The organism is Mycolicibacterium elephantis DSM 44368, assembly GCF_004014805.1.
GTDB lineage: Bacteria > Actinomycetota > Actinomycetes > Mycobacteriales > Mycobacteriaceae > Mycobacterium > Mycobacterium elephantis.
This window is the reverse complement of sequence record NZ_ATDN01000008.1, coordinates 127400-142207: the sequence shown is the minus strand read 5'-3', so window position 1 is coordinate 142207 and position 14808 is coordinate 127400. Positions and strand designations below refer to the sequence as shown.

Sequence of the window (14808 nt, the reverse complement as noted above, 5' to 3'; positions counted from 1 at the left end):
CAAGGCACCCATCGAACGCTTACGCGTTCACAACCTGCCCACGAAGAACAACTAGCTCGCCAGCTTGGCCTTGATGTCCTTAGCGCTCGGGTTGGTCAGCGTGGACCCGTCGGCGAACCTCAGCGTCGGAACGGTCTGATTGCCCCCGTTGACCGACGCCACGAACTCGGCCGACTCGGGATCGGACTCGATGTCGACTTCGGTGAACTCGATACCCTCGGCCTGCAGAACCTTCTTCAGCCGAAAGCAGTAGCCACACCACGACGTGGTGTACATCGTCACCTGGGGATTCTCAGCAGCGCTCATAACGCCTTCAACGTAGCCGACGCGCCCAACATGCCCGACGCCGTCCCGGGTTTTGTCACCGCGTGCTGTCAAGATGGACCGCATGTCGGTAGAGGTCGATTCGTTGCGCATTGTCGACGACCTCGACGAGGAGCAGCGCGAAGCCGTGCTCGCCGCGCGTGGCCCGGTCTGCGTGCTGGCCGGTGCGGGCACCGGCAAGACCCGCACCATCACCCGGCGCATCGCTCACCTCGTCGTGAGCGGACACGTCGCCGCCTCGCAGGTGCTGGCGGTGACGTTCACGCAGCGGGCGGCGGGGGAGATGCGCGGCCGGCTGCGAGCGCTGAGCAACGACTGGGCGGGCGTGTCGGCCGACTCCGTGCAGGCGATGACATTTCACGCCGCGGCGCGACGCCAGCTGTCCTACTTCTGGCCGCGGGTGGTGGGTAACACGTCATGGCAGCTACTCGACACCAAGTTCGCGGTCGTGGCCCAGGCCGCCAATCGCGCCGGGCTGCAAACCAGCACCGACGACGTACGCGACCTCGCCGGCGAAATCGAATGGGCCAAGGGCTCTTTGATCAGCCCGGAGGGATACGCGGCCGCCGTGGCCGACGCAGGCCGCGACATCCCGTTCGACGCGGACAAGGTCGCGGCCGTCTATGCGGGCTACGAGACCCTCAAGTCCCGTCGCGCCGATGTGCTGCTGGACTTCGATGACCTGCTGCTGCACACCGCCGCGGCGATCGAGAACGACGCCGCGGTGGCCCAGGAGTTCCGCGACCGGTACCGCTGCTTTGTCGTCGACGAGTACCAGGACGTCACGCCGCTGCAGCAGCGGGTGCTCGACGCGTGGCTCGGCGACCGCGACGACCTCACCGTCGTCGGCGACGCCAACCAGACGATCTACTCGTTCACCGGGGCCACACCGCGCTACCTGCTGGACTTCTCGCGCCGCTTCCCCGACGCGGCGGTGGTCCGGCTGGAACGTGACTATCGCTCCACCCCGCAGGTGGTGTCGCTGGCCAACCGGGTCATCGCCGGCGCCCGCGGCCGGATGGCAGGCAGCAAGCTTCATCTCGTCGGCCAGCGCGCTCCCGGGCCGAATCCGACCTTCGCCGAATACCCCGACGAGGTCGCCGAGGCCAACGGCGTCGCCAAGAAGATCAAGCGGCTCATCGAGTCGGGCACCGAACCGGCGCAGATCGCGGTGCTGTACCGCATCAACGCCCAGTCGGAGGTCTACGAGGAAGCGCTGACCGAGGCCGGGATCCCGTTCCAGGTGCGCGGCGGCGAGGGCTTCTTCAGCCGCCAGGAGATCCGGCAGGCGCTGGTCGCGCTGCAGCGCGCGGCCGAACGCGATGCCGACCACGACGGCGGACTGCCCGAAACCGTTCGCGCGGTGCTCGGTCCGCTCGGCCTGAGCGCCGAGCCGCCCGCGGGCACGAAGGCACGTGAGCGGTGGGAGGCGCTGACGGCGCTGGCCGAACTCGTCGACGAGGAAGTCGCCCAACGCCCATCGCTGGATCTGCGTGCCCTGCTCGCCGAACTGCGCCAGCGTGCCGACGCGCGGCATCCCCCCGTGGTGCAAGGGGTGACGTTGGCATCACTGCACGCCGCGAAAGGGCTGGAATGGGACGCGGTGTTCCTGGTCGGGCTGGCCGACGGCACCCTGCCCATCTCCCATGCGCTGGCCCACGGCGCCGACAGCGAACCGGTCGAAGAGGAACGCCGACTTCTCTACGTCGGAATCACAAGAGCCCGAATACATCTGGCGCTCAGCTGGGCATTGGCGCGGACCCCTGGCGGACGGCAGAGCCGCAAGCCGTCACGGTTTCTCAACGGGATCGCGCCGCAGTCGTCGACCGACGCGGCTTCGTCTCGGCCGCGGCGGCCCCGCGGGGCCACGCCACGCTGCCGCGTCTGCAACAGCGTGTTGACGACACCGCCCGCAATCATGTTGCGGCGCTGCGAAACCTGCTCGTCCGACATCGACGAAGAGTTGTTGGCACAGCTCAAGGACTGGCGGTTGCGCACCTCCAAGGAAATGAACGTGCCCGCCTACGTGGTGTTCACCGACAACACGTTGATCGCGATCGCCGAGACGCTGCCCGCCGACGATGCGGCGCTGGTGGCGATTCCCGGCATCGGGGCGCGCAAGCTCGAGCAGTTCGGCCCCGACGTCCTCGCGCTCGTCAAGGGCCGCCAATCGTCGTAAAGATCGTGCCAAAACCGCTGGTCAAAAATTCGTTTGTGCGGCCACGCTGTTACCCTTAGCCTCAAGATCACACACCTGCTGTGAATTTCATCGTGCGAGAGGAGGGTGCCGAGATCATGGCGAGCATCAACGCGTTCACCGGCGTAGGCCATGTCGCGGGCATTGCCGGCATGTCACGGACCCTCCGAGTCGCCACCCCGGCGCATCCCGTCATTCCCGCGCATGCCGCCGCCGCGGCAGGCAGCACGCCGCAGCGTAAGCGCCGCGCCGCCGCCGCCGCGACTGCACGTTCCGTGGATTGGGGCCCCATCTAGAAGAGCCCACGATCACGCCGAAAGGCCACGGAACCGCAGTCATCGGATCCGTGGCCAGTTTTTTCGGAGATCGCTCAGCCACCGAACACCTGGTCCCGGATCCGTCAGAAGACAGATGCGAAAACCCTCGACCAGGAAGCAGAGGACAGACATGTCGACCCAGACATGCCGGACCAAGACGATGCGGGCGGTGCCGTGTCACGTCGGGGATCCCGACCTGTGGTTCGCCGACGACCCCGTCGACCTCGAACGCGCCAAGGGGCTGTGCGGACAGTGCCCGCTCCGCGCCGAGTGCCTGGCCGCCGCGCTGGAACGTCAGGAACCGTGGGGCGTGTGGGGCGGCGAGATCTTCGACCGCGGTACCGTCATCGCGCGCAAGCGCCCGCGCGGCCGGCCGCGCAAGAACACCGAGGACAGCCCGGCAGCGGCGTAAGCACTGCCGGGCTCGCCCGGCGGAGGTCGAGACTGCGCACAGATCGCGCAATCAGCGAAAATCGCGATCTCACCGCAGTTTCGCCCCGCTCGCCCGCTTCGCGCCTCGCGGGTGATCAGGCGGCTTCTTCGGCGAACCCCGGAACCAGTTCGGTGGTAAGGCTTCTGGCAGGGACGCGCGCATGGAGCTGACACGAGATCGCGATGTTCGACATGATCACCCGCATCGGAATCGCCAGCTCCTTGGGCAGATCCATCTGGCGGGCGGTACGGACCTGGGCCACCGACCGGTCCATGTCGGCGACGGTCATCTTCTGCAGCCACTTGCGGGTGTAATGGAAGAGCTCGACCTGCAGCGGCTCCGCATAGGGCCGCAGCATCTCGTCGATTTCGCGGATCGAAACGTCTTCGCCCTTCTGGACGAACCCGATCTTCTCCAGGGTCGGCAGCAGGTTGTCGTAGTCCTTGGCGAGCGCGTAGCGCGTCGCCATCCCGAGTTCGGGTGGGATCCCGCCGGGCATCGGCGCGACGGCGCCGAAGTCGATGACGCCCATCTTGCCGTCCGGTAGCAGCATGAAGTTGCCCGGATGCGCATCGCCGTGCATCATCTCCAGGCGTCGCGGCGCATCATAGGTCAGCTCGAAAAGCCTGGTGCCCATGATGTCTCGCTGTTCCTGTGTGCCCTCCCTGATGATCACCGACATCGAGATGCCGTCGATCCACTCCTGGATCACCACCTTGGGCGTGCTGGCCAGGATGCGCGGGACGACGAAATGCGGGTGTCCCTCATAGGCTTTCGCGAACGCACGCTGGTTGTCGGCCTCCAGCCGGTAGTCGAGTTCCATCTCGGTGCGTTCGATCAGCTCGTCGACGATGCCCTGCACGTCGGCGCCGGGGGCAAGTTGCTTGAGCACCTTGACCATTCGCTGCATGCTCTTGAGATCGGCGCGCAGCGCCTCGTCGGCGCCCGGGTACTGGATCTTGACCGCGACCTCGCGACCGTCCGACCACACCGCCTTGTGCACCTGCCCGATGCTGGCCGACGCCACCGGCGTGTCGTCGAAGGAGGAGAACCGTTCGCGCCACCGGGTGCCCAGTTGCGCGTCGAGCACCCGGTGCACCTTGGCCGCGGGAAGCGGTGGCGCCTCGCGCTGCAGCTTGGTCAGCGCCTCGCGGTAGGGCTTGCCGTACTGCTCCGGGACCCCGGCCTCCATCACCGACAGCATCTGCCCGACCTTCATGGCGCCGCCCTTGAGCTCGCCGAGGACGGTGAACAGTTGCTGGGCAGCCTTGTCCATCAGTTCGGCGTTGACCTCGTCTTTCGACCGGCCGGTCAACCGTTTCCCGAAGCCGAGGGCGGCCCGGCTCGCCATGCCGACGGGAAGGCTCGCCAGCTTCGCGTTCCGCGCGGCGCGGCCCCGTTTGATCTCACTCACCAGACCATCATCCCTGACGGCGTTGACTGCTCTGCAACAAGTTGGCAACAGACGTTTTCAACATGGGCAGCTCGGGTGGCGTGACCAGCGGCGCGCGACCACCGACCCGACGTTGACGTCGAACTCCAGCGTGGTGTCCAGCGTCGGCAACGGCTCGTCGGTGCTGCGTTCCTCGCGGACGGCGCGAATCACGCGGTCGACCTGGTTGAGGGCCAGCGCCGCGGTCGCCAGCACGGTCGCCCGGTCGGCGGTGCCGACGGTGTCGCGCAGCTGGGCCGCGACGGCGGGCCAGGCGGCGTCGCGGTCACTGCGGTGCAGATCGGCACAGCCCAGGCAGCTCGTCACGCCGGGAATCACCAAGGGCCCGACCAGTCCGGTGCCGTCGCGCACCCGCACCGGCAGGTGCGCGATCCCGGCGGCGTGCAGATCGTGCACGACCCTCGGGTCGGCGACCAGGTAATCGGACAGCACCACCAGGTCGGTGGGCTCAGACGGCGCGCCGGCGTTGTTTCGGGCGCTGTGGGTGACGCGGGCACCCGAGCAGCGCAGCGCAGTTGAGAGCAGGTCCGAGAGGGGCCCGCTGCCGTGGATGCGCACCGCCGCCGCGCGGGTCCGCCGTGGCGCGGCCGCCGTGACGACACCGGCGTCGACCAGCATCGTGACCAGGTCGGCGATCAGCGTGGGGTCGACGTCGGCGGCGTGACACTGGAGGTCGCCGAGCGTGGCACCCGATTGCAGCCGCCGGAGCAGATCGGCCAGCACGGTGGCGGTCATACCCGACGGGGGACGCACCACGACCGCGCGACGCGGATCCCAGCCCACCTGCACCACGCCGTCGGGCCGCAGCAGGATCGGGGTGGCCGGGTTGAGCCCGTAGCGCCGCATGCGATGACTCTGCCACGGCCGCGGTCAAACCCCGATCGGGTTATCCACAGGCTCAGCCGGTGGGCTCGTCGCCGTCTTCGGTGGAGCCCTGTTCCAGATCGGCGATCGCTTCCGCGATGGCGCTGTCGATCCCGCTGGTGTCGCCGCCGATCATCCGGTCGATGAAACCGGCGGGTTCGTCGAGGTCCTCGGCGGTGGGCAACAGGTCGGGGTGCTGCCACACCGCGTCGCGCGCGTCGGCGCCGACGGCCTGGGTCAGCCGCTGCCACAGCGCGGCGGCCTCACGCAGCTTGCGGGGACGCAACTCGAGTCCGACCAGGGTGGCGAAGGTCTGCTCGGCCGGACCGCCGGTCGCGCGCCGCCTGCGCAGCATCTCCGAGAGCGCCGCCGTACCGGGGAGCCGCTCGCCCAGCGCATCGGTGACGACGGTCTCCACCCAGCCCTCGATCAGCGCCAGCAGCGTTTCCAGCCGAGCCAGCGCCGCCGTCTGCTCCGGGGTCGCCTTCGGCTCGAAGATCCCCTGGTTGAGCAGCTGTTCGAGCTGGGTGGGATCGGCCAGCGAGGCCGGGTCGAACCCCTGCGCGAGCTCCTCGATGCCGCTCATGTCGATCTTCATGCCCCGGGCGAACGCCTCGACGGCGTTGAGCAGCTGGCTGGACAACCACGGCACGTGGCTGAACAGGCGGTGGTGCGCGGCCTCACGCGCGGCGAGGAAGGTCATCACCTCGCTGCGCGACTGTTCGAGGCCCTCGGTGAGCGCCTCGATCGCCTCAGGCATCAGCGCAGCGACCCCCTTGGGCCCCAACGGAAGCCCGATGTCGGTGGACGTCAACACTTCTCGCGACAGCGTGCCCAGCGCCTGACCCAGCTGTGAGCCGAACGCCATGCCGCCCATCTGGGCCATCATCGCCAGCAGCGGGCCCGCCATGCTCCTGGCCTCTTCGGGCAGCGCCGACGCCCACACCGTGGAGATCTGTTCGGCCACCGGGTCGCACAGCCGCTTCCAGGTGTCCAGCGTGTTGTCGATCCAGTCGGCGGGTGTCCACGCCACCGCGGTGGTGGTGCCCGCGGGCAGCGCGGTCGCGCCGTCGAGCCAGGTGTCGGCGAGGTGTACGGCGTCGCGCACCGCGGCGCCGGTCGATTCGGGAATCGGTGCGACGAAGCCGATCTGGCTCGACGCCAGCTTTCGGGCCAGGTCGTAGTTCACCGGACCGGACGTCTTGCCGCCGGCCATCGCACCACCTGCGCCGCTGAACATCTCGCCGAGCCGGGTGAAGATCTGGCCGAGCTGCGACATGTCGAACTCGGCTCCGCCGCCGAGCCCGAACGGATCGCCGGCGCCGCTGCCGCCGGAGTCCGGATCGTTCTTGCGTTTGTCGCGCTCCGGGTCGTCGCCGGCAGAGAAGCCAAAAGGCGGGTCAGCCATGCCTTCAACCGTACTCACCAGCGTCGCGTCGTGTCGCCGGGCAGGTCACGCGCAGAGCGAACACCGGTCACTGTCCAGGGCATCCATCGCCCAACCTTTAGATTGGGCGGCGTGAACAGGCGAACCCTGACGTTGCTCGTCGCCCTCGTCCCCATCCTGGTTTTCGGGGTGCTGGCGTCGGTGGTGGTCGTGCCTTTCGTGTCGCTGGGCCCGGGGCCGATCTTCAACACCCTGGGTGAGGTCGACGGGAAGGAGGTCGTCTCGATCGAAGGCGCCGACGTCTATCCGACGTCGGGGCAACTCAACATGACCACCGTCTCCCAGCGCGACGGCCTGACCCTGGGGCAGGCGCTGGTGCTGTGGCTGTCCGGGCGCGAACAGCTGGTGCCGCGCGATTTCGTCTACCCGCCCGACAAGACGCGAGAAGAGGTCAACGAGGCCAACACCACCGACTTCCGCCAATCCGAGCGCAGCGCCGAGTACGCCGCGCTGCTCCACATGGACTATCCGATGGCGGTCACGGTGGAAAACGTCAACGACCCCGGTCCCTCGGCAGGCAAGCTGCAGGACGGCGACGCGATCGACGGGGTCAACGGCAAGCCCGTCGCCAACCTCGAAGAGTTCCAGGCCCTGGTCAAGCAGACCCGGCCGGGGGACACCATCGAGCTGGACTACCGGCGCAAGGACGGCCCGCCCGGCGTCGCGACTATCACCATGGGTGAACATCCCGAGGGAGAGCAGGGATACCTCGGGATCGGCGTGCTCGACGCGCCCTGGGCGCCGTTCTCCATCGACTTCAACCTGGCCAACGTCGGTGGCCCGTCGGCCGGGATGATCTTCAGCCTCGCGGTCGTGGACAAGCTCACCCCCGGAGACCTCAGCGGCGGCGAGGTCGTCGCGGGGTCGGGGACCATCAGCGGCGACGGGCATGTCGGCGGCATCGGCGGCATCACGCACAAGATGCTGGCTGCCAGGGAGTCCGGCGCGACGGTCTTTCTGGTGCCCGCCGACAACTGCGAAGAGGCCAAGTCGGCACCTCAGGAGGGGATGGAACTCATCAAGGTGGACACCCTCGCCACTGCGGTGGATGCCTTGGAGGCGCTTTCCGCTGATGGCGAACGGCCCCACTGCTGAATTCCGAGGGCACCGCGCTTGCGTACAGTTGTTCTGACGTCGGGTGTCGACGTGGGAGATCGGTAAGACTGGAGTTGACGAGTGGGTATGCGGCCCGCGGCACGAATGCCGACGCTGACACGACGTAGCCGGATTCTCATCGCGGTCGGGGTGGCCGTCGTGCTCCTGCTGCTGATCGGCCCGCGGCTGATCGACGCCTACGTCGACTGGCTGTGGTTCGGTGAGCTCGGCTACCGCTCGGTGTTCACCACCGTGTTGTTCACCCAGATCATCCTGTTCCTGGTGGTCACCCTGCTGATCGGGGCGATCGTCTTCGCCGGGCTCGCGCTGGCGTACCGCACCAGACCGGTGTTCGTTCCGACCGACGGACCCAACGACCCGGTGGCGCGCTATCGCACCGCGGTGATGACCCGGCTGAAGCTCGTCGGCATCGGCGTGCCCGCGATCATCGGGTTGTTCGCCGGGCTCTTCGCCCTCGGGCAGTGGCAGACGGTGCAGCTGTTCCTGCACGGCGGTGACTTCGGTATCACCGATCCGCAGTTCGGCAAGGATCTGGGCTTCTACGCGTTCGACCTGCCGTTCTACCGGCTGGTGCTGAACTATCTGTTTGTCGCGGCGTTTCTGACGTTCATCGCCAACCTGCTGGGCCACTACCTGTTCGGCGGTATTCGGCTCTCCGGCCGGACCGGCGCACTCAGCCGCTCGGCACGCATCCAGCTGATTTCGCTGGTCGGCATCCTGATGCTGCTCAAGGCGATCGCGTACTGGCTTGACCGCTACGAACTGCTGAGCCACACCCGCACCGGCAAGCCGTTCACCGGCGCCGGGTACACCGACATCAACGCGGTGCTGCCCGCCAAGCTGATCCTGATGGCCATCGCGGTGATCTGCGCCGCGGCGGTGTTCTCCGCGATCGTGCTGCGCGACTTGCGTATTCCGGCCATCGGCGTGGTGCTTCTGCTGCTGTCCTCGCTGATCGTCGGCGCCGGCTGGCCGTTGATCGTCGAGCAGTTCAGCGTCAAACCCAATGCGGCGCAAAAGGAAAGCGAATACATCAGCCGAAGTATCGGCGCCACCAGAAACGCCTACGGGCTGACCGACGAGGTGGTCACCTACCGCAGCTACAGCGGCGATGCGCAGGCGACGGCCCAGCAGGTGGCTGCCGACCGGGCCACCACATCCAACATCCGGCTGCTGGATCCCACCATCGTCAGCCCCGCGTTCACCCAGTTCCAGCAGGGGAAGAACTTTTACTACTTCCCCGATCAGCTGGCGATGGACCGCTACACCGGTTCCGACGGCAACCTGCGTGACTACGTGGTGGCCGCCCGAGAGCTCAACCCCGACCGGCTGATCGACAACCAGCGCGACTGGATCAACCGGCACTCGGTGTACACCCACGGGAACGGCTTCATCGCGTCACCGGCCAACACCGTGCGCGGCATCGCCAACGACCCCAACCAGAACGGCGGATATCCGGAGTTCCTCGTCAACGCGGTCGGCCCGGACGGCATCATCAACCAGGGCCCCGCGCCCCTCGAGCAGCCGCGGATCTACTACGGCCCGGTGATCGCCAACACCCCGGCCGATTACGCGATCGTCGGGGAGAACGGCCCGCCACGGGAGTATGACTTCGAGACCAGCACCGAGACGCGCAACTACACCTACACCGGTCGAGGCGGTGTGCCGGTCGGCAACTGGTTGGCCCGGTCGCTGTTCGCCGCCAAGTTCGCCGAGCGGAACTTCTTGTTCTCCAACGTGATCGGTGAGAACAGCAAGATCTTGTTCAACCGCGATCCCGCCGACCGGGTCGAGGCGGTCGCCCCGTGGCTGACCACCGACACCACCGTGTACCCGGCGATCGTCAACAAGCGCATGGTGTGGATCGTGGACGGCTACACCACGCTGGACAACTATCCGTATTCGGAGTCCACGGTGTTGTCCAGCGCCACCGCGGATTCCAACGAGGTCGCCTTCAACCGGCTGCCACCCGACAAGCAGGTCTCCTACATCCGCAACTCGGTCAAGGCGACCGTCGACGCCTACGACGGCACCGTGACGTTGTACGCCCAGGACGAGCAGGATCCCGTGCTGCAGGCGTGGATGAAGGTCTTCCCGGACACGGTGAAGCCCAAGAGCGAGATCTCCGACGAGCTTCGCCAGCACCTGCGTTACCCCGAAGACCTGTTCAAGGTGCAGCGCGCGTTGCTGGCCAAGTACCACGTGGACGACCCGGTGACGTTCTTCTCGACGTCGGACTTCTGGGACGTGCCGCTCGACCCGAACCCGACCGCCAGCAGCTTCCAGCCGCCGTACTACATCGTGGCCAGGGACCTTGCGGCCAACGACAGTTCGGCGTCGTTTCAGCTCACAACCGCGATGAACCGGTTCCGCCGCGACTTCCTGGCCGCCTACATCAGCGCCAGTTCCGACCCGGAGACCTACGGCAAGCTGACGGTGCTCACCGTTCCGGGTCAGGTCAACGGTCCCAAGCTGGCGTTCAACGCGATCAGCACCGACACCGCGGTGAGCCAGGACCTCGGCGTCATCGGCCGCGACAACCAGAACCGCATCCGGTGGGGCAACCTGCTCACGCTGCCGTTGGTCCAGGGTGGGCTGCTCTACGTCGCACCCGTGTACGCCTCGCCGGGCACCAGCGACGCCGCGTCGACGTACCCCCGCCTGATCCGGGTGGCGATGATGTACAACGACAAGGTCGGCTACGGCCCCACGGTGCGCGACGCGCTCACCGAACTGTTCGGGCCTGGCGCCGACGCGACCGCCACCGGGCCCGCGCCGATGCCCGGCGGTACGCCGCCGGCCGCGACACCGACCGACGGGGAGGCACCGGCCGCGTCGCCGCCCGCGAACCAGCGGGGGCGTGCCCCCGAAGCGCCTGCGCCGCCTCCCGCCGCGGCATCGCCCGGCGTGCCGACGCAGTTGTCGTCAGCCAAAGCCGCTGCGCTGGAAGAGGTCAACAGTGCCTTGGACGCGTTGCGGCAGGCTCAGCAGAGCGGCGACTTCGGCGAGTTCGGCCAGGCGCTGCAGCGCCTCGACGACGCGATGGACAAGTACCAGACCGCCAATTAGCCGCACCTTTTGGCGAGCGTGCGCGTTTGCGGGCGACACGCCGTGCTCGAGTACGAGTTTGCGCACACTCGCGGGGCGGGCCCATGCGGCCGAATTCAGCCGTCAGCTGATTCACGCCCTTGCTGACCGCGCGATTTGGCCGTGCACCCGCCCCTTGGGTAACCTTGCGTTTACCCGACGCGGGGTGGAGCAGCTCGGTAGCTCGCTGGGCTCATAACCCAGAGGTCGTAGGTTCGAATCCTGCCCCCGCTACTGAAGAGAACGGCCCCCGGAGGAAACTCCGGGGGCCGTTCTGCATTCCCGGGTTGGCGACCTCCGGCTATCCGACCGACGGCGCAAGAGTCCCGAATCCAACCTTCTGCGTTAAGGCGGGTGCGAGGATGGCGGCGGTTCACACGGGCTCCCGTGGTGCGCGACGAAGGGGGCTGGCATGGCGTTGGTGGTTGAGCCGCTCAAGGACATCGGTGTGATCCGCCTGTCCCGGTGGATCTTCAACTGCTACCTGATCGGCGGCGACGGGTCCTACGTCGTGGTCGACGCGGGCATGCCCGGCAGCGCCGACGACGTCGCGGGCGTGCTGTCGGTGTACCGCGGCACCGTCGCCGAAGTGGTGGCCACCCACGGTCACAGCGACCACGTCGCCGGGGCACCGCGGTTGGCCGCCGAGCACGGGGTGGCGCTGCACCTTCCCGAGGTCACGCTGAGCTACCTGGACGGCACCCGCCGGCCCCGAACCCCGGCGCTGAGCGCGGTCGCCAAGATCTGGCCCACCCTGATCAGCCAGCCGCTGGACCTGACGGGGTTGCGCGGCTTCGCCGAAGGGCCCCGCATCGCGGGGTACGGCGGCGGCAAGGGGATGGTCGGTGACGCCCTGGGCGGGGCTCAGCCGCTGGCCGACGGTCAGCCGCTGCCCGGCGCGAGGGGCTGGGAGGTGCTGCACGTGCCTGGCCACACCGACGACTCGACGGCGTTCTGGCATGCCGACAGCCGGACCCTGATCTCCGGTGACGCGGTGCTCAGCGCGCGCGGGCAGGCGTGGTTCACCCCGGAGATCGTCGACTCCGGCGCCGCGGCGCGCAGCGAGCAACGCATGCGTTCGCTGCCCGTCGAACACCTCCTGCCCGGTCACGGTCTGCCCGTGCACCGCGTCGACGTGTGGGCGACCGCGCGGCAGGGGTCGTAGGTCCTCAATCCCTGCGTGACAGCGCTGCGCGGGGGCACGCCTCGATGGCCTTCTCGGCGAGCGCCTCCTGCTCGACCGGGACGGGGTCGGTGATCACCACGGCGTACTCGTCGTCGTCGAGCTCGAAGACCGCAGGCGCGATGTTCACACAGAACGCATTGCCCTCACATCGATCACGGTCCACTACCACGCGCATGATGTTCCTCCTTTGGTAATGCACCAGGCGGCTCGGTCTCGTCGAGCAACGTCCGCCTCGGAAGGGCCAGTATTTTTACAATTGATACTTGTGTAAACTCTAGTCCGTCACCGGACGCATTGGCCAGAGCGACTTTTCGGCTGCGAGCGCCGGTGCCCGCCGGCGAGGTGCTGGGGGCACCGGCGAAGAAAGGGCGTGATGCAGTGAGCTTTCGCGACGACGGCAAGGTGTACCTGGAAGTCTCCGTGAACGGGGAGGCCAGTAAGGACGAGAACCCGAACGTGCCGTACGGCGCCGACGAGACGGCCCGCGATGTCGTGGAGTGCATCCGGCACGGGGCCACCGTGGTCCACTACCACGCCCGCTACGACGACGGCCGACAAGCCTGGGCCGACGACGAGGTCTCCCGCGCCGTCCTGTCCACCGTGGCCCGCGATGTCGATCCGCTGGCCTACCCCGGCTACACCGGCAACCTCGAGCACATCTGGGCGTTGGCCGAGCGCCCACCGTCCGGCGCCGCGTTGTTGCTCGCGCCGTTCGCCCCGGCCCAGCACGTCGAGAACGTCGCGTGGTGCGAAGACGAGAGCCGGTTCGAGGTGAGCGAGCGGTCCAACGGCTCACACCCGACATATCCTCCCGAACTCGACCGGTTCAAGGCCCTCGGGCTGGTGCCCAGCATCGCGGTGTACAACGCCGTCGACCTGCGCTGGGTGACGTTGGCAGCCCGGATCGGGATCTTGCGGGAACCGTTGAACATCAAGCTGTTCTTCTCCGATCGGTGGGTGTCGCACAACGAGCCCGACCCCGACGTCCTCGACTTCCTGGTCTCACGGATCCCCAAGTGGATCGACCGCGAGATCGTCGTCGTCCCCTACGCGATGAGCTCTGCCGAACGGTGTCAAGAGCTTTGGGAGCATGCACTGGACCGAGGGCTGGGCATCCGGGTGGGCATCGGGGACTGCCCATCGCTACTCCGGCGGACCGGCAACGCCCAGCTGGTGGACCGCGCGGTCAACCTGATCACCAAGCGAGGGCTCAGCCCGGCGACACAAGACGACATGCGGGCACGTTTCGCCGCACCCGCGGTGGACGACAGCGAAATGGTGAAAGTGGTCGTCAACCGGAACCGCTGTATGGGATGGGGCGTGTGCTATTCGCATGCCCCGGAGATATACCAAGCCGACGCGGAGGGCTACTGCGTCGTCGTCAAACCTTACGTCGGCGAGGACCTCTACCAGAAGGCCATCGACGGCGCCGCGGCCTGCCCCGAACGCGCGATCAGGGTCGAGTTGCCCGATGACGCCCCGGTCCCCGCTCATGCCCGCTCGGTGGCGAGTGGGAGAAACCCGATCTGAGCCCGCGGGGCGCAACAGGAGGCCGGCGACCGTGCGCACGCGCCTCCGATCCGAACACGACTCGACCGAGAAATTGCTGGCACCAGCCGCCCGTCGTTGTCCCGGGGAGGCGAAACACCGAGCAGGACGGCGGTCCCTGCCGTATGCGGACACCAACATGCCCGCACCGGGAACCCACGCCAGCTCGTCCGAGAGGGGGTGAACCCCGCCGTTGCAGCGTGCGCCCGCAGGGGTCGCTCCCGCCCCAGGCCCGAACCGGCGTCGCCACCCGCGGGCATGCCGATTGTCCTAGCGAACGCGGATCACCGACCAAAAGCGGTCCGGCCGGGTCGGCCGGGCCGTGCGGCGCGCTTCCACCCCGTACCCGCTCGATCACCGGCGAGCGAATGCCCAATATCTGCAACAGATCACGTCGGTCAATCCGGCTTTTCGCGTGCTCGGGCGACAAAGCCGTGCCGATGTGGTCGGCTCGGCGGACGGGTGCCGACGACGCTGTCTCGATCCCGCCCGTGCCCTGCTAGAACCACCCTTTTCCTGCGGGCGCACCATCGGCGCGCGGGGCGGTTTTGCGGGAAATTAACGTCCATGATCTGATTTGCCGGTGAGGTTCCTGAGAATCTTGGGACTGGGCGTACTACGCAGGACGAATGGATTACGATCTCGTCGGGAATGACCGGATTTTGGGAGGAGCAGCACGGAGCACCCTCCACGATCGGGTTGTGCTCCCGGGGGCGCCGCGCATTTGCGGTGACCACCGCACGGCTCGCCTGCGCGACACCGCGTCTTAGGAACGCCGTCTGGCGCGTCGCGGCAAGCGCGCAGTTGCATGGCCGACCGAGCAGCCTCACGGCACC

General features: G+C 67.8%; 12 protein-coding genes and 1 tRNA gene. 8 read left to right on the top strand and 5 right to left on the bottom strand.

Features of this window, described 5'->3' with window-relative positions; translation table 11 throughout:
- Nucleotides 1-51 precede the first annotated feature (51 nt).
- Nucleotides 52-306, bottom strand: a complete 255-nt coding sequence (locus MELE44368_RS07615) for a mycoredoxin (RefSeq protein ID WP_046750917.1) — start codon at nt 304-306, stop codon at nt 52-54.
- Between the two features lie 82 nt (nt 307-388).
- On the opposite strand from MELE44368_RS07615, the gene MELE44368_RS07610 reads away from it, so the two are divergent.
- The 3 genes from MELE44368_RS07610 to MELE44368_RS07600 all read left to right on the top strand — a co-directional run bounded on the left by MELE44368_RS07610 (nt 389) and on the right by MELE44368_RS07600 (nt 3250).
- Complete coding sequence (locus tag MELE44368_RS07610; RefSeq protein WP_206613711.1) at nt 389-2503, top strand: ATP-dependent DNA helicase UvrD2; 2115 nt, start codon at nt 389-391, stop codon at nt 2501-2503.
- A 92-nt stretch (nt 2504-2595) separates the two neighbouring features.
- Nucleotides 2596-2817, top strand: coding sequence for a hypothetical protein (locus MELE44368_RS07605; protein ID WP_128107943.1), 222 nt, complete (start codon nt 2596-2598; stop codon nt 2815-2817).
- 151 nt (nt 2818-2968) lie between these two features.
- Nucleotides 2969-3250, top strand: a complete 282-nt coding sequence (locus tag MELE44368_RS07600; RefSeq protein WP_128107942.1) for a WhiB family transcriptional regulator — start codon at nt 2969-2971, stop codon at nt 3248-3250.
- A gap of 115 nt (nt 3251-3365) precedes the next feature.
- Here MELE44368_RS07600 and MELE44368_RS07595 read toward each other — a convergent pair whose 3' ends face one another.
- The 3 genes from MELE44368_RS07595 to MELE44368_RS07585 are packed head-to-tail and all read right to left on the bottom strand — an operon-like array spanning nt 3366 to nt 6996.
- Nucleotides 3366-4685, bottom strand: a complete 1320-nt coding sequence (locus MELE44368_RS07595) for a macrolide-binding ATPase MABP-1 (protein ID WP_206613710.1) — start codon at nt 4683-4685, stop codon at nt 3366-3368.
- Nucleotides 4686-4742: 57 nt separating this feature from the next.
- Nucleotides 4743-5570: a bacteriocin biosynthesis cyclodehydratase domain-containing protein gene (locus MELE44368_RS07590; protein WP_128107940.1), complete on the bottom strand. Its 828-nt coding sequence runs from the start codon at nt 5568-5570 to the stop codon at nt 4743-4745.
- 52 nt (nt 5571-5622) lie between these two features.
- Nucleotides 5623-6996 (bottom strand): zinc-dependent metalloprotease, encoded by a 1374-nt coding sequence (locus tag MELE44368_RS07585; RefSeq protein ID WP_128107939.1) that lies wholly within the window; start codon nt 6994-6996, stop codon nt 5623-5625.
- 111 nt (nt 6997-7107) lie between these two features.
- Between MELE44368_RS07585 and MELE44368_RS07580 the strand changes: the two genes are divergently transcribed.
- The 4 genes from MELE44368_RS07580 to MELE44368_RS07565 all read left to right on the top strand — a co-directional run bounded on the left by MELE44368_RS07580 (nt 7108) and on the right by MELE44368_RS07565 (nt 12403).
- Nucleotides 7108-8130: a YlbL family protein gene (locus MELE44368_RS07580; RefSeq protein ID WP_164890054.1), complete on the top strand. Its 1023-nt coding sequence runs from the start codon at nt 7108-7110 to the stop codon at nt 8128-8130.
- Nucleotides 8131-8211: 81 nt separating this feature from the next.
- Complete coding sequence (locus tag MELE44368_RS07575) at nt 8212-11220, top strand: UPF0182 family protein (protein ID WP_128107937.1); 3009 nt, start codon at nt 8212-8214, stop codon at nt 11218-11220.
- A gap of 178 nt (nt 11221-11398) precedes the next feature.
- Nucleotides 11399-11472: transfer RNA gene (locus tag MELE44368_RS07570), tRNA-Met, on the top strand.
- A 178-nt stretch (nt 11473-11650) separates the two neighbouring features.
- Entirely contained in the window at nt 11651-12403 is a 753-nt protein-coding gene (locus MELE44368_RS07565) for an MBL fold metallo-hydrolase (protein ID WP_128107936.1), read from the top strand.
- Between the two features lie 4 nt (nt 12404-12407).
- Here the strand turns inward: MELE44368_RS07565 and MELE44368_RS07560 are convergent, their stop codons facing one another.
- A complete protein-coding gene (locus tag MELE44368_RS07560; protein WP_128107935.1) occupies nt 12408-12599 on the bottom strand; it encodes a ferredoxin in 192 nt (63 codons plus the stop codon).
- Between the two features lie 203 nt (nt 12600-12802).
- Between MELE44368_RS07560 and MELE44368_RS07555 the strand changes: the two genes are divergently transcribed.
- Complete coding sequence (locus MELE44368_RS07555) at nt 12803-13954, top strand: 3-keto-5-aminohexanoate cleavage protein (RefSeq protein ID WP_128107934.1); 1152 nt, start codon at nt 12803-12805, stop codon at nt 13952-13954.
- Nucleotides 13955-14808: the final 854 nt, after the last annotated feature.

Excerpts from the sequence above, each read along its gene's own strand:
- MELE44368_RS07565 (WP_128107936.1), top strand. The coding sequence starts at position 11,651 with ATGGCGTTGGTGGTTGAGCCGCTCAAGGACATCGGTGTGATCCGCCTG.
- MELE44368_RS07585 (WP_128107939.1), bottom strand. The coding sequence starts at position 6,996 with ATGGCTGACCCGCCTTTTGGCTTCTCTGCCGGCGACGACCCGGAGCGC.
- MELE44368_RS07560 (WP_128107935.1), bottom strand. The coding sequence starts at position 12,599 with ATGCGCGTGGTAGTGGACCGTGATCGATGTGAGGGCAATGCGTTCTGT.
- MELE44368_RS07600 (WP_128107942.1), top strand. The coding sequence starts at position 2,969 with ATGTCGACCCAGACATGCCGGACCAAGACGATGCGGGCGGTGCCGTGT.
- MELE44368_RS07610 (WP_206613711.1), top strand. The coding sequence starts at position 389 with ATGTCGGTAGAGGTCGATTCGTTGCGCATTGTCGACGACCTCGACGAG.
- MELE44368_RS07615 (WP_046750917.1), bottom strand. The coding sequence starts at position 306 with ATGAGCGCTGCTGAGAATCCCCAGGTGACGATGTACACCACGTCGTGG.
- MELE44368_RS07590 (WP_128107940.1), bottom strand. The coding sequence starts at position 5,570 with ATGCGGCGCTACGGGCTCAACCCGGCCACCCCGATCCTGCTGCGGCCC.